The sequence below is a fragment of the Methylobacterium oryzae genome, assembly GCF_021398735.1.
Lineage (GTDB): Bacteria > Pseudomonadota > Alphaproteobacteria > Rhizobiales > Beijerinckiaceae > Methylobacterium.
In genome coordinates this window covers 5,762,093-5,781,395 of the sequence record NZ_CP090349.1, presented here as the reverse complement: position 1 = coordinate 5,781,395, position 19,303 = coordinate 5,762,093, and the positions used below count along the sequence as shown (strand labels likewise).

Here is a 19,303-nt window from a genome sequence, read left to right as displayed (position 1 = left end):
CCGGGCGGCCGGCAGCCTTCCACGGTCGAGTTCCTCGCGCCATGTCGTCACGCGTCACCTCCTCCGCCGAGCGGTCGCACCGGAACGCGGCTCCCGCCATACCCGATCCGTCGGAGAACGCAGCCTGCCGCGAGGTCTGGACCGACGCGCCGCGCGGCGCCCTGCGCGCCCGCCGCCTCGCCCTGGCCGTCCCGAGCCTCGCCACCGCCGGCGGCCTCGTCTGGCTCGCCGCGCTCGCCTACCCGGCGGGTGTCAGCCCGCTGGCCTGGGCGGTCCTGGTGCTGTTCGGCCTCGTGATGGGCTGGCAGGCCTTCGTCGCCTGCCAGTACGTCTACGGGTTCGTCGCGGCCCTCCTGGGCGACCGGGCGAAGTCCGCGCTGGAGCGCCGCTCCGAGCAGGCGGGCGCCGTGCCGGCCGGGGCCGGACGCACCGCCGCCGTGGTGGCGATCCACGCCGAGGACGCGGTCGCGGTCTTCGCCCGCCTGCGGGTGATGGCCCGGTCGCTCGCCCGCGCCGAGGCGCGGGGCATCGACATCTTCGTCCTCTCCGACACACGGGACGGCGCGATCGCCGCCGTGGAGGAGCACGAGTACGCCCGCATCCAGGCCTGGGCGGCCTCCGACCCGGCGCTGCCGCGGATCCGCTACCGGCGCCGGACGGAGAATGTCGGCCGCAAGGCCGGCAATATCGGCGAGTTCTGCCGCACCTACGGCGGCGAGTACGCCTTCATGATCGTGCTGGACGCCGACAGCCTGATGACCGGCGCGGCCATGGGCCGGCTCGTCGGGCTGATGCAGGCGAGCCCGCGCACCGGCCTGATCCAGACCGTCTCGTACGCGGCCGGCCGGGACACGCTCTTCGCGCGCATCCAGCAATTCGCCGTCCGGCTCTACGCGCCGCTGGCCCTGCGCTGCCTGGAGACCTGGCAGGGCCCGGAGGGCAGCTACTGGGGCCACAACGCGATCCTGCGGGTCGAGGCCTTCGCGGAGAACGCGCAGCTCCCGAAGCTCCCGGGCCGGGAGCCGCTCGGCGGCGAGATCCTGTGCCACGACATCGTCGAGGGCGCGCTGATGGTGCGCGCCGGCTGGGAGGTGCGGCTGCTGCCCGAGATGGGCGGCACCTGGGAGGAGATGCCCACCAACCTCGTCGACCTGCTCGGCCGCGAGCGCCGCTGGTGCCAGGGCAACCTCCAGCACCTGCGGGTGCTGCCCTGGGCGGGCCTTCACGGCGCGAGCCGCTGGCACCTCCTCGTCGGCATCCTCTCGTACGGGGTGCTGCCGCTCTGGATCGCCTTCCTGGGCCTCGCCGCGTGGCAGGCCGCCCGGACCGGCGATCTCGGCCTCCTGGCCTACGGTCTGACCGGGCAGGGCGCCGCCGCCCACGCGCTCGCCGCCCTCAGCGTCGCCGTGCTGGCCCTGCCGAAGCTCCTGAGCCTCGGCCACGTCCTCGCCTCCGCGGAGCGCCGGGCGGCCTTCGGCGGCGCGCGGGCGCTGCTCGCGAGCGCCGCCCTGGAGCAGGCGGTGTGGGTGATCCTGTGGCCGGTCCTGACCCTGTTCACCGCCGGCGCCGTGGTCTCGACCTTCTTCGGCCGGGTGGTCCGCTGGGAGACGCAGGACCGGGACGACCGGCAGGTCTCCTGGGCGGAGGCGTTCCGGCTCCAGGCCGACGCCGTGGTGGTCGGCGCGCTGATGGTGCTCGCCCTGGTCCTCGTCGGGAACCCGTGGCTCGCCCTCTGGCTGGCGCCGATCGCCCTGGCGCTGCTCACGAGCCCGGCCCAGAGCGTCTGGACCAGCCGGGCCGATCTCGGCCGCGCCGCCCGGGCGCGGGGCCTGTTCCTGAACGCCGACGACACCGCGCAGGCGCCGGAGCTCGCCGAACTCGCCCAGCTGCGCGGCCTGCCCGCCGCGCCGGCCCCCCTCCGCCCGGCCGCGCGCGAGCCGGCGATCTGGCTCGCCGCCGACGAGGCCTGACGGGGAGCGCGAACGCGCGGATCCGCGCCCGTCATCCTGGCTCTTACGGCCAAGCTGCCACAGTGTTGCCATCGAGTCACGGGCAGGCGGAACCGCCCCGGCCGGGCGGTTTCAGGCTTGGATTTGAGGCGCGAGCGTTTACCCCTTGGCGAGGATCGGCACGGCATCGTGCCGCGGTCTTCGCCGCGTTCCCGCCATAGTCCGCGCCTGCCCCGAGAGGCTTTGATGCGTCGTTTTCTCCCCGCCCTGATCGGGCTTCTCGGCGCGGCCGCCTGCGCCGCGCCGGCACTGGCCTACGAGATCGACCCGCTGACCCGCCAGCCGCTGAACGACGCGCTCACCGTGCGCGTCCGCCCGCAGGCCGTCGAGACCGTCGCGGTGCCGGTGGCCAACGCCTCCCTGAACCCCGCCGACCCGCTGAACGCCGACGCGGCGGTCCCGCAGATGTCGGCGATCCCGCGCGAGACGGTGGCCTATAACGGCCCCTACGGCGCCGGCACGATCGTCGTCTCCACCGCCGAGCGGCGGCTCTACTACGTGCTCGGCGGCGGCCAGGCCCTGCGCTACGGCGTCGGCGTCGGCCGGCCGGGCTTCACCTGGGGCGGTGTGCAGACCATCACGATGAAGCGCGAGTGGCCGGATTGGCGCCCGCCGTCGACCATGCTGAAGCGCCGGCCCGACCTGCCGCGCTACATGAAGGGCGGCCTCGAGAACCCGCTCGGCGCCCGCGCCATGTATCTCGGCGGCTCGATCTACCGCATTCACGGCTCCAACGAGCCGGAGACGATCGGCACGGCCGTCTCGTCGGGCTGCATCCGCATGACCAACGACGACGTGACGGACCTCTACACCCGCGCCAAGGTCGGCACGAAGGTCATCGTCCAGCGCTGATTCCTTTTCGGAGCTTCGACGAGGGGGCCGGCCGCGAGGTCGGCCCTGTTCGCGTTTCGTAGGGTTTCCGGTTGATGGCTTCGGCGCGGCCGTCTTTGCGAGCGGAGCGAAGCAATCCAGCGGCGCCACGCCTGCAGAGGTCGCGCTGCCCTGGGTCACTTCGCTTCGCTCGTGATGACGGGATAGGCACATCAACCGAAGCGTTCAAACGGAAACCGGATCAGGGCAGGGTCACCAGCGCGTCCGGACGCTTCACCTCGATCTCGACGAACGCGATCGGGTGGTCGGACCCGTTCATCACGTCGTGCCGAATGCCCGCCGGGCGCATGTAGGATTGCCCGGCCGCGAGGGCCGTCTCGCTGACCGCCGCGCCGTCGTGGACGCGCAGGATCCCGTCCACCAGCATCACCACGAAGTAGGGCCAGCCGTGCTCGTGCCAGCCGGTCACGCCGCCGGGCGGGAAGTCCCAGCGGGTGATGCGCACGGCGGCGTCGTCCTGCTGGATCGTGGGCGTCGCGGGGATGGTGCAGGCGAAGGCCATGGCGGCTCCGAAGGTGGTGGGCTGACGGGTGCGCGATGCAAGCCGCCGGCCCACTCAGCGGCTCGACGCCGTCATCGCGAGCGCAGCGAAGCGACCCAGGGGTGCGCGACGCCGAAAATCGTGGCGCCACTCTGGATTGCTTCGCTCCGCTCGCAAAGACGAGGCTCGGGGCCGGGGTAAGCGGGAGCAGCTGCCCTCAGTGGCAGCCGCACGAGCCCGACCCGCAGCCCCCGCCCTGCTTCACCGGGGCGGTGCGCGCGGTCTCGCGGTCCAGGCCGCGCTCGGCGAGCTCGCCGAGATAGGTGTTCCAGCGCGTCTCGTACTCGCGGCCCAGGGTGTGGAGGTAGCCCCAGCCGTAGATGCCGGTGTCGTGCATGTCGTCGAAGCCGAGCTTCACCGCGTAGTTGCCGACCGGCTCCACCGCCAGGATCGCCACGGCGCGCTTGCCGCCGATCACCTTCCGCTCCTGCGGCGAGTGGCCCTGCACCTCGGCCGAGGGGCTCGACACGCGCAGGTACTCGGCCGGCAGGGCGTAGCGCGCACCGTCCTCGAAGGCGACGCTGAGCACCCGCCGGTCGGCCGACAGGCGGATCTCGGTCGGCCACAGATCCTCGGTCACGGGTCACACTCCTCACGCAATCTGGGGCTGCGGCGCGGGATCGGCTTGCCCGCGACCGCCGGTGGCATCATATGCCGGACGATGCTCGATGACAGCTCCCTGACGCCGCAGACGTCCGCTCTCGGCGCGACCGCCGGGCCGGCGCCGCTGATCGACCCGTTCCAGCGGGCGATCTCGTACCTGCGCATCTCGGTGACGGATCGCTGCGACCTGCGCTGCGCCTACTGCATGTCCGAGCACATGGAGTTCCTGCCCAAGCGCGACCTGCTGACCCTGGAGGAGCTGGACCGGCTCTGCGGCGTGTTCATCGCCCGCGGCGTGCGCAAGCTCCGGATCACGGGCGGCGAGCCGCTCGTGCGCCGGGACATCATGCACCTGTTCCGCCGGCTCTCGCGCCACCTCGATTCGGGGGCGCTGGAGGAGCTGACGCTCACCACCAACGGCACGCAGCTCACGCGCTACGCCGACGAGCTGGCGAGCCTCGGCGTGCGCCGGATCAACGTCTCCCTCGACACCCTCGACCCGGACAAGTTCCGGGCGCTCACCCGCCGCGGCGACCTCAAGGTGGTGCTCGACGGCATCGCGGCGGCGCGGGCCGCCGGGATGAAGGTGAAGATCAACGCGGTGGCGCTGCGCGACGTCAACGCCGACGAGATCCCCGGCATGATCGCCTGGGCCCACGGCCTCGGCATGGACATGACGCTGATCGAGGTCATGCCGCTCGGCGAGATCGAGGCCGACCGGACCGACCAGTTCCTGCCCCTGTCGGTGGCCCGGCAGCGCCTGGAGACCCGCTACACCCTCACGCCGCTGCCCGACCGCACCGGCGGCCCGGCGCGCTACGTGCGGGTCGAGGAAACCGGCGGGAAGCTCGGCTTCATCACGCCGCTGACCCACAATTTCTGCGAGAGCTGCAACCGGGTTCGCCTGACCTGCACGGGCCAGCTCTACATGTGCCTCGGCCAGGAGGATTCGGCCGACCTGCGCGCGGTCCTGCGCGCCTCCCAGGACGACGCGGTGCTGGCCGCGGCGGTGGTAGAGGCGATCACCCGCAAGCCCAAGGGCCACGACTTCGTCATCGAGCGCCAGCGCCCGGCCGCCGTGCCGCGGCACATGAGCGTGACGGGGGGCTGACCGCCTCCGTCCTAGCGAGCGCAGCGAAGCAACCCAGGGCAACGGGCCCTTCCCGACCGTAGCGCATCCCTGGATTGCTTCGCTCCGCTCGCAAGGACGGACGCGCTCACATCTCCTCGTCGGCGTAGCGGGCCGGCTGCCGCCCGCGCTGGCCGGATCCCCGCCGCGGCGCGCCCGCGCTGATGCCCGCCACCAGGTCGGCGATGTGGCGCAGCGTCTCCACGGAGAGCGCCTTCTCGCCCTCGCCGCGGCCCTGCGGGATCAGCGCCTTGGCGAAGCCGAGCTTCTGCGCCTCCTTCAGCCGGGAGCCGGCCTGCGCTACGGGCCGGATCGCCCCCGACAGGCCGATCTCGCCGAAATAGACCGTCTCGGGCGGCAGCACGGCCCCCGACAGCGACGAGACCAGCGCTGCCGCCACCGCCAGATCCGCTGCCGGCTCGGTGATGCGCAAGCCTCCGGCAACATTCAAATAGACGTCGTGGCTGCCGAGCCGGATGCCGCCGTGGGCTTCCAGCACGGCGAGCACCATCGACAGCCGGTTCGGGTCCCAGCCGACCACGGCGCGCCGGGGCATGCCGAGCGACGAGGGCGCCACCAGCGCCTGGATCTCCACCAGCAGCGGCCGCGTGCCCTCCATGCCGGCGAAGACCGCGGTGCCCGCCGCCTGGTGGTCGCGGCCGGCCAGGAACAGCGCCGACGGGTTCGGCACCTCGCTGAGGCCGGCGTCGGTCATCTCGAACACGCCGATCTCGTCGGTCGGCCCGAACCGATTCTTCACGGCGCGCAGGATGCGGAAATGGTGGCCCTGGTCGCCCTCGAAGGAGGCGACCGCGTCGACCATGTGCTCCACCACCCGCGGGCCGGCGATCTGCCCGTCCTTGGTGACGTGGCCGACCAGGATCACCGCCGTGCCGGTGGTCTTGGCGAAGCGAATCAGCGCCTGGGCCGAGGAGCGGACCTGCGTGACCGTGCCGGGGGCCGATTCCACCGTCTCGGTCCACATGGTCTGGATCGAGTCGATGATCGCCAGCGCGGGCGGGCGCCCCTGGCTCAGGGTCTCGACGATGTCCTCGACGTTGGTCTCGGCGGCGAGCTGGACCGGGCGCGCGCTCAGGCCCAGTCGCTCGGCCCGCAGGCGCACCTGCCCGACCGCCTCCTCGCCCGAGATGTAGGCGACCCGCTCGCCCGTGCCCGCCATGGCGGCCGAGGCCTGCATCAGCAGGGTCGACTTGCCGATGCCGGGATCGCCGCCGAGCAGGATCACCGAGCCGCGCACGAAGCCGCCGCCGGTCACCCGGTCGAGCTCGCCGATCCCCGAGGGGATGCGCGGCGCCTCCTTGGCCTCGCCGGTCAGGCCCTCGAGGGGGAAGACCCGGCCGCGGTTGCGCGACGGCCGGGTCGCCGCCGGCCCGGACTGGCCGGGGGCCGAGGGCGCCTCCTCGACGATCGTGTTCCAGCCGTTGCAGGCCTCGCAGCGCCCGCGCCAGCGGTTGTAGACCGCCCCGCAGGACTGGCAGACGAAGGTCTGGTGGATCTTGGCCATACGGGTCCGGGCGCCGGCGGTCCGGCGTGTCAGGGTGGAGTCGCGTCAGCCTACATAAGTTCGAACATACCGAGAACCCAGCCCGGTCAGGATCTCGTAGCCGATCGTGCCGGCGGCGCGGCCGACCGCGTCGATGTCGAGGCTGTCGCCGATCAGCACCGCCTCCGCCCCGCGCCGGGCCGCGGGCGCCGCCGTGACGTCGAGGATGATCAGGTCCATGGAGACGAGGCCCAGGATCGGGCACGGCACGCCGCCGACCAGCGCCTGGCCTCGCTCGCTGATCGCCCGGGGGAGGCCGTCGGCGTAACCGAGCGAGAGGGTCGCCAGCCGGCTCGGCGCGGCGGCGGTCCAGCGGCCGTTGTAGCCCGCGGTGGCGCCGGCCGCGACGCCGCGCACCTGCACGATCGCCGCCTCCAGCCGCACCACCGGGCGCATCGGGTTCGCGGCGCCCGGCGTCGGGTTGCCGCCGAACAGGGCGTAGCCCGGCCGCAGCAGGTCGTGCCGGGCCCCGTCGAGGAAGATGCCCGACGAGTTCGCCAGCGAGGCCCGGAGCCCGGGATAGGCCGCCCGGACCCGCGCGAAATCGGCGATCTGACGGGCGTTGACCGGGTCCTCCGGCTTCTCGGCGCTGACGAAGTGGCTGAGCAGCAGGTCGATCCCGGCGGCCGCGATCCGCGCGTCCCCGGCGAGGTCCAGCGCCTCGGGCACCGACAGGCCGAGCCGGTTCATGCCGGTATCGACGTGCAGCGCCGCGGGCGGGCGGTTCCCCGGGAACGCCGCCCAGTCCGACAGCTCCTCGACGCTGCCGAGCACCGGGCGCAGACCGTGGGCCGCGAAGGCCGCCGCGGCGCCCGGGGGCAGACCGTTCAGGACGTAGATCGCGGCGTCCGGCAGGGCGGCCCGGGCGGCGACGCCCTCGGACAGGTGCGCGACGAAGAAGGTCCGGCAGCCGGCGGCCCACAGGGCCGGCCCGACGCGGCCGACGCCGCAGCCGTAGGCATCGGCCTTCACCACGGCGGCGCAGTCGACGCCCGCGCCGCGGGCCGCCAGGAACCGCCAGTTGGCCGCGATCGCCCCGAGGTCGATCGTCAGCCGGGCGCCGTGGGCGCCGATCTCCGTCACAGGTCCGGCCTCGGACACGCGGAACGCCTCCATCCATTCGCCACCGGGAGTCCGGACGCGCGGACCGGACCCCGGGCGCGACCCATAGCACCGGGACGGTGCCCGGGTGGAGCCGAGCATTCCGCGCGGCGGGTCGCGCCACGGTGATCGGCGCGTCCGATGCACGGTCTGATGCATGGACGGCACAGGCGCGCGATCAGGCGGGCGCGCCAGGGTGACGGCCGAGGTCGGGCTTGGTATAAATCCGCCGCGGTCCGGGGGAGCCGCACGGCCGACGCGCCATCCCCGCGGGTACCAAAAAGCTCAACGATGCCGTTTACCGTCCTGGATCTCGCCGTGCTCGGCATCGTCGCGGTCTCCGCGCTGCTCGCGGCCGTGCGTGGTGTGACCCGCGAGGTCCTGGCGATCGTCGCCTGGGTGGCGGCTGCCGCCGTCGCGTGGACGCTCCACCCCATGCTGCTGCCCACCGTGAAGCAGCACGTGAACAGCGACACCGTGGCGCTGGTGGCGTCGATCGCGGCGATCTTCCTCGGCACCCTGATCATCGTGTCCATCATCACGGTGAAGATCTCCGACGTCGTGCTCGACTCGCGGATCGGCGCGGTCGACCGCTCCCTCGGCTTCCTGTTCGGCGCGGCCCGCGGCTTCCTGATCTGCGTGATCGGCTGGGTGTTCCTGTCCTGGCTGGTGCAGGGCAAGGTGCCGGACTGGGCCGCCCAGGCCCGCACGCGCCCGATGCTGGAGAAGTCCGGAGACGCCCTGGTGGCGCAGCTGCCCGAGAATCCGGAAGGCTTCCTCAAGCAGTTCAAGAAGCCGAAGACCGGCGCGCCGCCGAGCGACTCCGCCGACGCACCGGCCGAGACCGACGCCGCGCCGCAGCGCCGGACCGAGACCGCGCCGACCCCGACGCGACGCTGATCTGCGGTATTCGCCGTAGGTCTCATCGCGCGGAACGCCTAGATAGCGGTTCCGGTGGTGTACGGATTGCTTCCGCGACGACCGGCGCGCCGGCCCGTCGCCGCCGGGATCTGTGAGTGATCGACAGCCCCATGTCACACGCCGCCGCCACCACCGACACCTTCGATCTCGACCTCGACGGCGACACGCTGCGCGAGGAGTGCGGGGTCTTCGGGATCTTCGGCCATCCGGACGCCTCCGCGATCGTCGCGCTGGGCCTGCACGCCCTGCAGCACCGGGGCCAGGAGGCGGCCGGCATCGTCTCCTTCGACGGCTCCGTCTTCCACTCCGAGCGCCGCCCCGGCCTCGTCGGCGATTCCTTCTCCGACGGCGACACGATCGCCCGCCTCAAGGGCCGCGCCGCCATCGGGCACGTGCGCTACTCGACCACCGGCGGCACGATCCTGCGCAACGTCCAGCCGCTCTTCGCGGAGCTCGCCAGCGGCGGCCTCGCGGTCGCCCACAACGGCAACCTCACCAACGCCCTGTCGATCCGCCGCGACCTCGTGCGCGACGGCGCGATCACGCAGTCGACCTCCGACACCGAGGTGATCCTGCACCTCGCGGCCCGCTCGCGGAAGCCGCGGATCATCGAGCGCTTCATCGACGCCCTGCAGGCGATCCAGGGCGCCTACGCGATCGTGGCGCTGACCAACAAGAAGCTGATCGGCGCCCGCGACCCGCTGGGCATCCGCCCGCTGGTGCTGGGCGAGCTCGACGGCCGCTACATGCTGGCCTCCGAGACCTGCGCGCTCGACATCATCGGCGCCCGCTTCGTGCGCGACATCGAGAACGGCGAGATCGTGGTGATCTCCGAGGAGGGGATCGAGTCGATCCGCTTCGCCGACGCCGTGCCGATGCGGCCCTGCATCTTCGAGTACATCTACTTCGCCCGGCCGGACTCGGTGGTGAACGGCAAGAGCGTCTACGCGGTGCGCAAGGCGATCGGCCGGGAGCTGGCCCGCGAGGCCGCGGCGCCCGCCGACATCGTCGTGCCGGTGCCGGATTCCGGCGTGCCGGCGGCGCTCGGCTTCTCGCAGGAGACCGGGATCCCGTTCGAGATGGGCATCATCCGCAACCACTATGTCGGCCGGACCTTCATCCAGCCGACCCAGTCGGTGCGCGAGCTCGGCGTCCGGATGAAGCACTCGGCCAACCGCGCGGCGATCGAGGGCAAAAGCATCGTCCTCGTGGACGACAGCCTCGTGCGCGGCACGACCTCGGTGAAGATCGTCCGGATGATGCGCGAGGCCGGCGCCGCGGAGGTCCATTTCCGGATCGCCTCTCCGCCGATCACCTACCCGGACTTCTACGGGATCGACACGCCCGAGCGGGAGAAGCTGCTCGCCGCGACCCACGATCTCGAGGCCATGCGCAAGTATATCGGCGCCGATTCGCTGGCCTTCCTGTCGATTCCCGGCCTCTACCGGGCGATGGGCGAGGAGGCGCGCAACGCGGCCTGCCCGCAATACACCGACCACTGCTTCACGGGCGACTACCCGACCGGCCTGACCGACCTGTCCATCGCCGGCCCGAAGCGCTTCGCCATGCTGGCCGAGGCCGACTGAGCCTCTCCGGAAGGGCGCGACCGGCAAAGCAGAGACACGGCTTCGGCACAGCCGTCTTTGCGAGCGGAGCGAAGCAATCCAGGGTAGCGCAACATCGGTGAGCATGGCGCCGCCTGGATTGCTTCGCTGCGCTCGCAAAGACGCGGGTCGGGGCCATCGACCGAAAGTGGTCGAAAGGGCCCGGTTACTGGCCATTTGAAACCGGACTCCTCGACCCTTGGCGCGGGAATGCGCTACGTGCTCCCCATGGCTGACTCCCAAAGACCCCTGGAAGGCCGCGTCGCGGTCGTCACCGGCGCGTCCCGCGGCATCGGGCGCGCCGCCGCCCTGGCGCTGGCCGGGGCCGGCGCGCACGTCATCGCGGTGGCCCGGACCGTGGGCGCCCTCGAGGAGCTCGACGACGCCGTCCGGGCGGCCGGCTCCAGCGCCACCCTGGTGCCGTTCGACCTCGCCGACTACGACGCGATCGACCGCCTGGGCGCGGCGATCAACGAGCGCTGGAAGCGCCTCGACATCCTGGTCGCCAATGCCGGCATCCTCGGCGCGCTCATGCCGATCGGCCACATCACCCCGAAGATCTGGGGGCAGGTGATGGACGTGAACGTCACCGCCAACTGGCGCCTGATCCGCTCCCTCGACCCGCTGCTGCGCATGTCGGACGCCGGCCGGGCGATCTTCGTCTCGTCGGGGGCCGCCTCGAAGTGCCGGCCCTACTGGGGGCCCTACTCGGTCTCGAAGGCGGCGCTGGAGGCCCTGGTGCGGACCTACGCGGCCGAGAACGAGAGCGCGGCGATCCGGGCCATGCTGCTCAATCCCGGCCCCCTGCGGACCGGCATGCGCCGCTCGGCCATGCCCGGCGAGGACCCCGAGACCCTCCGGACGCCCGAGGAGCTCGCGCCCCATTTCGTGCGGCTCGCGTCCCCGGACTGGACCGAGACCGGCAAGCTCTACGATTTCCCCACCGACCGGGTGCTGAGTTTCCGCGCACCCGAGTGAGCCCCTGCGCTGTTATTCGAACGCACATCCCACCGCCTGCCTCATCCTGAGGTGCCGGAGCGAAGCGGAGGCCTCGAGAGAACGGCCCGGAGGTCGCGCGATCCCTGGCGCCCTCCTTCGCGGTCCGCTCGCGCGGGCATCTCGGGATGAGGGGTTGTATAGGACGGGCCTGATCTTCCTCTCTGAGTTCATCACGATGATCGACGTCCGCTGCATCTGCGCGATCGGCCTGCGAGGCCAGCTCGGCCTCAACGGCCACCTGCCCTGGGAGGGCAACACCGACCCGCTCTTCGTGGAGGACGTCACGCGCTTCTTCGCCCTCACCATGGGCCACGTGCTGATCGCCGGGCCGAAGACCGTGGCCTCGGTGCCCGAATTCGCCTTCAAGGACCGCACGATCGACGTGATCCGCAGCCACGAGGATCCGGAGGCGGTGCTCAAGCGCTATCCCGGGCGGCGGATCTTCGTCGGCGGCGGGATCGCGGTGTGGAACGTCTACGCGCGGTACATCCAGAACTGGGACATCACGCGCCTGCCCTACGACGGCGAGGCCGACCGCTGGTTCGACCCCGCTTGGCTGGTCGGCGGGCCGCTGCGGACGCCCTGAGCGGCACCTTCGTCCCCGCCGGCGCGTTGGCGCGCACGCGTCGCGTTTTCCGGAGACCACGATGAGCACCCCGAGCTACCGCTTCGGCATCGAGGAGGAGTACTTCCTGGCCGATGCCGAGACCCGGGGGACGCCGCGGGGCGACCTCGCCGCCTTCCACGCGCGGGTCAAGGCGGAGCTCCCCGAGACGGGCCGCGAGCTGGTCGCCGCGCAGGTCGAGGTCTGCACGCCGCCGCTCACTGACGCGGCGGCCGCCCGGGAGAATCTCGGCGGCCAGCGGCGGCAGCTCGCCGGGATCGCGGCCGAGAACGGCCTGCGGCTGCTGGCCTGCGGCACGCACCCCCTGGCGCGCTGGTCGCGCCAGACCGCCACCGACGGCGCGCGCTACAAGGGCATCCTGTCGGATGTCGGCATCGCGGCGCGGCGGGCCCTGATCTGCGGCATGCACGTCCACGTCGAGGTTCCGGACCCCGACGCCCGGGTCGACCTGATGAACCGGCTGCTGCCGTTCCAGCCGCTGCTGCTCGCGCTGTCGGCCTCCTCGCCGTTCTGGCAGGGCGAGGCGACGGGCCTGCGGGCCTACCGGCTCAGCGTCTTCGGGGAATTGCCGCGCACCGGCCTGCCGGAACTGTTCACTGACTCGGACGCCCACGCGCGGTTCGTCGCCATCATGACCCGGTCGGGCGCCATCGCGGACGCGAGCTTCCTGTGGTGGTCGCTGCGGCCCTCCATCAAGTTCCCGACCCTGGAGCTGCGCATCGTCGACGCCTGCACGCGCCTCGACGATTCGCTCTGCGTCGCCGCGCTGTTCCGCTGCCTCGTGCGCCTGTGCGCGCGCCGGCCGGACCTCCATGCCGGGCTCGACGGCGTCTCGCGGGCGCTGGCCTCGGAGAATCTCTGGCGCGCCCAGCACAGCGGCGTCGCCGCGTCCCTGATCGACGAGGCGCGCGGCGAGGCCGTGCCGTTCGCCGAGGCGCTGGAGGCGGTGCTCACGCTGGTGGCCGAGGACGCGGACGCTCTCGGCTGCGCGGCGGACGTGGCCCGCGCGCGGGCGATCGTGGCCGAGGGGACCAGCGCGGACGGGCAGATCGCGGCCTACGAGGCCGCGCTCGCCGCGGATCAGGACGAGCGCGCCGCGCTGGCGGCCGCGGTGGACTGGATCGCCGACGCGGCGCGCTGAGCACTGCCGCATCCGCGCCGTCATCACGAGCGGAGCGACGTGACCCGGGGTGCCGCGACCTCGACCAGCGCGGCGCGACACTGGGTTGCTTCGCTCCGCTCGCAAGGACGACAGGAGCTCGGATCAGCCCTTGTCGAACGGGTTCTGCGAGGTCCGCAGGGACAGGCGGATCGGCGTGCCCGGCAGGTCGAACGCCTCGCGCAGGCCGTTCACGAGGTAGCGCGTGTAGGATTTCGGCAGGGCGTTGAGCTGGTTGCCGAACAGCGCGAAGTGCGGCGGCCGGCTCTTCACCTGGGTGGCGTAGCGGATCTTGATCCGCCGGCCCGACACCGCCGGGGGCGGGTTGCGGGAGGTGGCCTCGTTCAGCCAGTCGTTGATGCGCGAGGTGGAGACGCGCCGGTCCCAGACCTCGGCGGCCTGCACCACCGCCTGCATCAGCTTGTCGACGCCGTCGCCCGCGAGACCCGAGAGCGGCACGACCCCGACGCCGCGCACCTGCGGCAGCAGCCGGGTGCAATCCTCGCGGAGCTGCTTGAGCAGGCCCGGCTGGTCGGCGACCAGATCCCACTTGTTGAGGCCGATCACCAGGGCGCGGCCCTCGCTCTCGACGAGGTCGACGATGGTGAGGTCCTGCTTCTCGAACGGGATCGTCGCGTCGAGGAGCACCACCACCACCTCGGCGAAGCGCACCGCGCGCAGGCCGTCCGAGACCGCGAGCTTCTCCAGCTTGTCGTCGATCCGGGCGCGGCGGCGCATCCCGGCGGTGTCGTGCAGCTTGATCCGCCGCCCGCGCCACTCCCAGTCGAGGGAGATCGAGTCGCGGGTGATGCCGGCCTCGGGGCCGACGAGCAGCCGGTCCTCGCCGAGCATGCGGTTGATCAGGGTCGACTTGCCGGCATTCGGGCGGCCGACGATCGCGACCTTCAGGGCGCGGCGGCCGGGGGCGTCGTCGTCGGCCTCCTCGTCCTCGTCGCGCTGGGGCAGGGCGCCCTTGAGCGCCTCGTGCAGCTCGCCCAGGCCCTCGCCGTGCTCGGCGGAGAACGGGATCGGGTCGCCGAGCCCGAGGGTGAAGGCCTCGTAGGCCCCGGCGAGGCCGGCGCCGCCCTCGGCCTTGTTGGCGATCAGGATCACCGGGCAGCCGGCGCGGCGCACCAGCTCGGCGAAGGGCTGGTCGGCCGGCAGCACGCCGGCGCGGGCGTCGATCACGAACAGCACCACGTCGGCGGCGAGGATCGCCGCCTCGGTCTGCATCCGCATCCGGCCGGTGAGGGTCGCGGCGTCGGCCTCTTCCAGGCCGGCGGTGTCGATCACCCGGAACTGGAGGCCGCCGAACGCGACGTCGCCCTCGCGCCGGTCGCGGGTCACGCCCGGGCGGTCGTCGACCAGCGCGAGCTTCTTGCCCACGAGGCGGTTGAACAGGGTCGACTTGCCGACGTTCGGCCTCCCGACGATCGCGACGGTCGGCATATCCATGGTGGTTCTCGAAACAGTCCGGACGATGAAATCAGCGCGTGATCGGCGGGGGCGGCGCGGCAGGCTCGGGCTTGGCCGCGGTCACCGTCACGGGGCCGCCCGCCACGATCGCCGCGTAGACCTCGATCCGCTCGCGCAGGTTCCGCGGCGTGTCGGGATCGGCCACGATCTGGTCGAACCAGCGGCTGGCGTCCTCGTAATCGCCCTTCTTCAGGGCAGCGAGGCCCAGCATCTCGCGGGCCGTGTGGCGGAACGGGGTCCCGGCGGCGAGGCCCTGGAGATTGGCGAGCGCCGGATCCGGGTTCGCCCCGTCGAGGCGCAGCAGCGCGGCGCGCAGGCGCGCGAGGTCGCGCAGGCCGTCGCCGACGCCGGTATCGTCGGCGAGCTTGTCGAACTCCGCGGCCCCGGCCGCCGGGTCGCGCTTGCCGGTCTCGGCCGCCGCCCGGAACCGGGCGAGCAGGCGGTAGCCCGCCGGGCCCTGCGCCTCCAGGGCGTCGAAGGCCTTGTCGGCCTCCGCGACCTTGCCGTCCTTGGCGAGGCGGTTGGCGTCGTCGAACTGCACCGAGGCGACCTCGGCCGCCGCGCGCTGCTGGGCCTGCCAGTAGCGCCAGCCCGCGACGCCCGCCACCAAGAGCACGGCGAGCGCGATGATCACGCCGCTGTAGCGCTTCCAGATCTGGAGGATCCGGTCGCGGCGGTAATCCTCGTCGACCTCGCGAAGGAACTCGTTGTTCTCGGCCATTCTATCCCGGCCCGCATGATCTCAGCGGGCCACCTCGTCGCGTTCGGGCCCCGCGCCTAACACACGGGCGCCGGGTTGGCGACAGGCCATGTCTCTGGGCCGCCTCGTGTGTCGTCTCGGGTGCCGGCTCAGGCCGGGGTGCCCGGCCAGACCGGCACGCCGATCACCGGGTAGTGCAGGTAGCGGGCGAAGACGAACCACGCGGCCGTGCCGATCAACAGGGCCAGGACGTCGTTGCGCCAGCCCAGCGGGGCCGCCGCCGGACCACCGTGCTGGGCCGCGACCGCCCCCGGGGCGAGGCCCCGGCGCTTGGCGCTGATCCGGGCGGTCACCGCCCAGGCGAGGAAGCCGCCGAACAGCAGCATCGAGCCGAGATCGCCGTTGGCGAGGAGGTGCGCCGTCGCCCAGATCTTCACGGCGAGCAGCATCGGGTGCTTGGCCTTGGCGCGGATATGGCCCGGCAGGTAGGCGGCCGCGAGGCACACGAAGGCGGGCCAGACCAGCGCCAGGGCGAGGTGGCGCGTCCAGACCGGCGGATCCCAGACCGGGATGTAGCCGGCGAGCCGGTAATCGTGGAAGCCGATCCCGATCAGCACGAGCCCCAGCAGCGACAGGGCGGTGTAGCCGAGCTTGTAGCGGCCCTCGCCGATCCGGCCGACGATCGCGGCGCGCCGGGTACGGGCCATCGAGAAGGCGTGCGTGCCGAGGAACAGCACCAGCCCGAGGATCAGGAGAACCATGGATGACTTTCGGTCGGGCCGCGCGCGCGGTCGGCGGCAAGCACTCTGTAATGGTTCTCAAGCGAATCTCCGCCTGTTTGTCCAGGCGCAGCCGGGACGCAGCCGGGTGGCGATCATGGATTGGGCGAACGGGATCGCCGGATGGGCGCGCGCCGCGCGCCGGATCCTGCTGACGCTCACTCTGGCGCTATCCCTGGCGCTTCTGCCGCTCCTCCCGCACGCCGCCGCGGCCGCGCCTGAGCCGCCGCTCTCGGCGCTGACGCTGGTCGGGCCGCCCGCGCTCGTCTTCAAGGCGGGGCGCGACGCCTGCGACGGCGCCGACGTGCCCGACGCGCCGGCGCGCGCCTTCCGGGACGCGTCGGGCGCGGTCGCGCTCTACGGGATGCATTACCGCAACCGGGCGCTGCGCGGTCCCGACCTCGAGCATCTCAGGATCGACTGCGCGGTGGTGCTCGATTCGGGCGAGAAGCCCGACCCGGCCGCCTACGACGACCGCTCCTGGATCACCGCCACCTGGACCGAGGACGGGAGCCGCGTGGCCGCGCTCCTCCACCACGAGTACCAGGCCAACGAGCATCCCGGCCGCTGCCCGGCCGCCAGCTACATGGCCTGCTGGTACAACACGATCACGGCCGCCGCCTCGACGGATGGCGGCCGCAGCTTCAAGCGCCAGAGCCCGCCCGCGGTGGTCGCCGGGGCGCCGTTCCGGCAGGAGGTCGACCAGGGCCGCCACCGCGGCTTCTTCAACCCGTCGAACATCGTGGCCGACGGGACGTGGCGGTACTTCCTCGCCTCGACCACCGGCTGGACCCGGCCCGGCAGCGACCAGGAGGCGGGGGTCTGCCTGTTCCGCAGCGACGACCCGGCCGATCCGACCCGCTGGCGGGCCTGGACCGGCACCGGCTTCACCGCAGCCTTCCCGGATCCCTACCGGGCCGGCCGCCCGAGTACCGCCACCTGCCGGCCGGTCGGGCCGTTCCCGGGCCCGGTCGGCGCCGTCGTCCGGCACCGCGGCACGGGCGCCTGGATCGCCGTGTTCATGGCCAAGGCGGGGGAGGGCTTTCCCCGGTCGGGCTTCTACTGGACGACCTCGCGCGACCTGATCACCTGGGACAGCCCGCGCCTGCTGCTCGAGGGCGCGACCCTCTACGACGACCCGTGCGCGGCGACCGTGCCGCTCCTCGCCTATCCGTCGCTGCTCGACCCGGACGCGCGGGGCCGCAATTTCGACGACGTCGGCGACCGGGCGCTGCTGACCTACGCGAGCCTGCGCACGGAGGGTTGCACGATCACTTCCGATCGCGACCTGCTGCGCCGCCCGGTGGCGATCCGCGTCTGGCCCTGATCCCGCTCTACCGGCGCGGCCCCAACCGCGCGCGACGCCGTCCCGAGCCTCGGGCGCATCCCGTCCGACCGGACGCGGCTCTACGGAGCGGGCCTGCCGAGCGCCACCGTGTAGGACGGGCCGGCCGCGACGGAACGCCCCGGGAGGCCGATCCGCTGGCAGAGCACGGTGCCGAGGGTGACGCTCAGCATCAGCGCGGTCGCGGAGAGCAGGAGCGTGGTCGCCCGGGCATAGGCGCGACCGGCATGGATCAGCAGGCAGCCGAACGCGAAGATCGCGACGGCCTGGAACAGGTGCTGCACGGGCGACGTCCTCTCTGGCGGCGGACGCGCGGTCCGGGCCGGCCGGGATCGAGCGCCATCGTCTCCGAGCGGCGTGAAAACGCGGTTAACGTCGGGTATAGCTGGCTCCGCAATCGCCCGCTCGGAGAGGAATCCGCATGTCGCGTTCGAGGGTTCCGGAGGCGCAGAGCCGCCCCGACGGGACGGGGGTGATCCCGTCCCACGACACGGCGATCCTGGGATCGGGCGCCGTCGGCGCGGGGGCGATCGGGGCGTCGGCCCTGGGCGCGCTGGCCCTCGGGGCCGCGGCCCTCGGCGTCGTGGCGGTCGGCGCCTTCGCGATCGGCCGCCTCTCGGTGGGCCGCGCCCGGGTCGGCACCCTGGAGGTCGGTTCGCTGGAGATCGACACGCTCACGGTGCGGTCGGTGCGGATGCCGGACCGCGGCTGAGCCGCGGCGCCGGGAGGAATTCGAGGAGGGGAGCGATGACCGATCGGAAGCCGCCCTTCCGGCCCGCGGACGCGGTCGACGCCCTCGGCGAGGTCGAGGGCGATTTCGTCCTGCCGCTCTGCCTGCCGGGATCCAACCTGCTGATCGGCGAGGACCTCGCCATGCTGGTCCTCGACACGATCCACGGGCAGCGAGTCGGCCTGCCGCTGAGCCAGCAGGGCGCGGCCGACCTCCACGCGGTCCTGGGTGAGGCCCTGCGGCTGCTGCAGGCGCGGGACCGCGGCCCCATCCAGTAGGGCGCGCGCCGGCGAAAGGCTTCGTTGAGGCGGCCGGGATAGACAGGTCCCGGTTCCTCTCCGTGGCGGCCGATGCGCGCTCCGTTGCTTCTCCTGCTGCTGACCTGCGCCGCCCCCGTGCAGGCCCGGCCCGCCACCTTCCTGGCGGTGCACGCCGTCGGCATGGCCGCGCTGCCGCCGGTCCCGCCCGCGCCTGCGGCCATGCCCGCACCCGCACCGGTCGCCGCCGACGCCCGCGCCCGCTACCTGCCGCTCATCGCCCGCGAGGCCGCCGGCACCGGCCTGCCCCTCGCGGTGGCCGACGCCGTCGCGCGGATCGAGAGCGGCTACGACCCCACAGTGGTCGGCAGCGTCGGTGAGGTCGGCCTGATGCAGGTCCGCCCGACCACCGCGGCGATGCTCGGCTTCCGCGGCACCGTCGCCGAGCTGGCATCGCCGGAGATCAACGTCCGCTACGGTGTCCGCTACCTCGCCGAGGCGTGGCGCCGGGCCGACGGCGACCTCTGCCGGGCCCTGATGAAGTACCGGGCCGGCCACGGTTCGGAGGCGATGTCGCCGCTGTCGCAGCTCTACTGCGCCCGCGCTCAGGCGATTCTCGGCAACCCGGAGGCGCGCGTCGTCCGGGCGAGCGCCCGCGCGGCCGCGCCGGACCGCCTCGCCGCGCGTTCGGCGGGCCCCGTCCACCGGACGCGCGTCGCCGCCGTCCCGGCGAAGCCGATGTCGTTCTGGGAGGCGCACCGGGCGCGCATCGCCCGGCTCAACGCCGCCGTGGTGTCGCGCTGGCGGGCGCGCGGCTGGTCGGCCGCGCCCGACGGGTCCTCCGGCGAGCCGGCCGGCGGCTAGCGCCTC

The 19,303-nt window shown here is 72.9% G+C and carries 20 protein-coding genes; 12 read left to right on the top strand and 8 right to left on the bottom strand.

The features are described from left to right. Positions 1-41 precede the first annotated feature (41 nt). Complete coding sequence (gene mdoH / locus LXM90_RS27590) at positions 42-1,970, top strand: glucans biosynthesis glucosyltransferase MdoH (protein ID WP_020093810.1); 1,929 nt, start codon at positions 42-44, stop codon at positions 1,968-1,970. A gap of 225 nt (positions 1,971-2,195) precedes the next feature. Continuing rightward, the gene (locus LXM90_RS27585) at positions 2,196-2,861 is read left to right on the top strand and encodes a L,D-transpeptidase (RefSeq protein WP_020093809.1); all 666 of its coding nucleotides are present in this window, start codon (positions 2,196-2,198) and stop codon (positions 2,859-2,861) included. A 220-nt stretch (positions 2,862-3,081) separates the two neighbouring features. On the opposite strand, the gene LXM90_RS27580 is transcribed toward LXM90_RS27585, so the two are convergent. Continuing rightward, positions 3,082-3,402 (bottom strand): cupin domain-containing protein, encoded by a 321-nt coding sequence (locus tag LXM90_RS27580; RefSeq protein WP_020093808.1) that lies wholly within the window; start codon positions 3,400-3,402, stop codon positions 3,082-3,084. Positions 3,403-3,598: 196 nt separating this feature from the next. Continuing rightward, a complete protein-coding gene (locus tag LXM90_RS27575; RefSeq protein ID WP_020093807.1) occupies positions 3,599-4,021 on the bottom strand; it encodes a gamma-butyrobetaine hydroxylase-like domain-containing protein in 423 nt (140 codons plus the stop codon). An 81-nt stretch (positions 4,022-4,102) separates the two neighbouring features. On the opposite strand from LXM90_RS27575, the gene moaA reads away from it, so the two are divergent. Then, complete coding sequence (gene moaA / locus LXM90_RS27570; RefSeq protein WP_234081326.1) at positions 4,103-5,155, top strand: GTP 3',8-cyclase MoaA; 1,053 nt, start codon at positions 4,103-4,105, stop codon at positions 5,153-5,155. A 106-nt stretch (positions 5,156-5,261) separates the two neighbouring features. Here moaA and radA read toward each other — a convergent pair whose 3' ends face one another. Together radA and alr are read right to left on the bottom strand one after the other, a co-directional pair. Further along, positions 5,262-6,698 carry a DNA repair protein RadA gene (radA, locus tag LXM90_RS27565; RefSeq protein WP_020093805.1) on the bottom strand — a complete coding sequence of 479 codons (1,437 nt, stop codon included), beginning with the start codon at positions 6,696-6,698 and terminating at the stop codon, positions 5,262-5,264. 45 nt (positions 6,699-6,743) lie between these two features. Next, positions 6,744-7,853, bottom strand: coding sequence for an alanine racemase (gene alr, locus LXM90_RS27560; RefSeq protein ID WP_020093804.1), 1,110 nt, complete (start codon positions 7,851-7,853; stop codon positions 6,744-6,746). Between the two features lie 276 nt (positions 7,854-8,129). Here alr and LXM90_RS27555 point away from each other — a divergent pair, with 276 nt between their 5' ends. The 5 genes from LXM90_RS27555 to LXM90_RS27535 all read left to right on the top strand — a co-directional run bounded on the left by LXM90_RS27555 (position 8,130) and on the right by LXM90_RS27535 (position 13,128). Next, positions 8,130-8,738: a CvpA family protein gene (locus LXM90_RS27555; RefSeq protein WP_020093803.1), complete on the top strand. Its 609-nt coding sequence runs from the start codon at positions 8,130-8,132 to the stop codon at positions 8,736-8,738. 131 nt (positions 8,739-8,869) lie between these two features. Continuing rightward, complete coding sequence (purF, locus tag LXM90_RS27550; RefSeq protein ID WP_026605025.1) at positions 8,870-10,345, top strand: amidophosphoribosyltransferase; 1,476 nt, start codon at positions 8,870-8,872, stop codon at positions 10,343-10,345. Between the two features lie 246 nt (positions 10,346-10,591). After that, positions 10,592-11,341: an SDR family NAD(P)-dependent oxidoreductase gene (locus LXM90_RS27545; protein ID WP_026605024.1), complete on the top strand. Its 750-nt coding sequence runs from the start codon at positions 10,592-10,594 to the stop codon at positions 11,339-11,341. A 196-nt stretch (positions 11,342-11,537) separates the two neighbouring features. After that, on the top strand, positions 11,538-11,948 hold the full coding sequence (locus tag LXM90_RS27540) for a dihydrofolate reductase (RefSeq protein WP_012320823.1): 411 nt from the start codon (positions 11,538-11,540) through the stop codon (positions 11,946-11,948). 61 nt (positions 11,949-12,009) lie between these two features. After that, on the top strand, positions 12,010-13,128 hold the full coding sequence (locus LXM90_RS27535) for a carboxylate-amine ligase (protein ID WP_020093799.1): 1,119 nt from the start codon (positions 12,010-12,012) through the stop codon (positions 13,126-13,128). A 123-nt stretch (positions 13,129-13,251) separates the two neighbouring features. Here LXM90_RS27535 and der read toward each other — a convergent pair whose 3' ends face one another. The 3 genes from der to LXM90_RS27520 form a co-directional block, all read right to left on the bottom strand. After that, complete coding sequence (der, locus tag LXM90_RS27530; protein WP_234081323.1) at positions 13,252-14,601, bottom strand: ribosome biogenesis GTPase Der; 1,350 nt, start codon at positions 14,599-14,601, stop codon at positions 13,252-13,254. 31 nt (positions 14,602-14,632) lie between these two features. Continuing rightward, positions 14,633-15,343, bottom strand: a complete 711-nt coding sequence (locus LXM90_RS27525; RefSeq protein ID WP_234081322.1) for a tetratricopeptide repeat protein — start codon at positions 15,341-15,343, stop codon at positions 14,633-14,635. 128 nt (positions 15,344-15,471) lie between these two features. Next, a complete protein-coding gene (locus tag LXM90_RS27520; RefSeq protein WP_234081320.1) occupies positions 15,472-16,083 on the bottom strand; it encodes an NnrU family protein in 612 nt (203 codons plus the stop codon). A gap of 115 nt (positions 16,084-16,198) precedes the next feature. On the opposite strand from LXM90_RS27520, the gene LXM90_RS27515 reads away from it, so the two are divergent. Continuing rightward, complete coding sequence (locus tag LXM90_RS27515) at positions 16,199-17,428, top strand: hypothetical protein (protein WP_234081318.1); 1,230 nt, start codon at positions 16,199-16,201, stop codon at positions 17,426-17,428. An 80-nt stretch (positions 17,429-17,508) separates the two neighbouring features. On the opposite strand, the gene LXM90_RS27510 is transcribed toward LXM90_RS27515, so the two are convergent. After that, positions 17,509-17,730, bottom strand: coding sequence for a hypothetical protein (locus LXM90_RS27510; protein WP_100252755.1), 222 nt, complete (start codon positions 17,728-17,730; stop codon positions 17,509-17,511). A gap of 137 nt (positions 17,731-17,867) precedes the next feature. Between LXM90_RS27510 and LXM90_RS27505 the strand changes: the two genes are divergently transcribed. The 3 genes from LXM90_RS27505 (at position 17,868) to LXM90_RS27495 (ending at position 19,297) form a co-directional block, all read left to right on the top strand. Next, positions 17,868-18,158 carry a hypothetical protein gene (locus LXM90_RS27505; RefSeq protein WP_170855206.1) on the top strand — a complete coding sequence of 97 codons (291 nt, stop codon included), beginning with the start codon at positions 17,868-17,870 and terminating at the stop codon, positions 18,156-18,158. Between the two features lie 35 nt (positions 18,159-18,193). After that, a complete protein-coding gene (locus LXM90_RS27500; protein WP_020093792.1) occupies positions 18,194-18,454 on the top strand; it encodes a hypothetical protein in 261 nt (86 codons plus the stop codon). Positions 18,455-18,526: 72 nt separating this feature from the next. Further along, positions 18,527-19,297, top strand: coding sequence for a lytic transglycosylase domain-containing protein (locus LXM90_RS27495; RefSeq protein WP_234081316.1), 771 nt, complete (start codon positions 18,527-18,529; stop codon positions 19,295-19,297). The last annotated feature ends 6 nt before the right edge of the window (positions 19,298-19,303 follow it).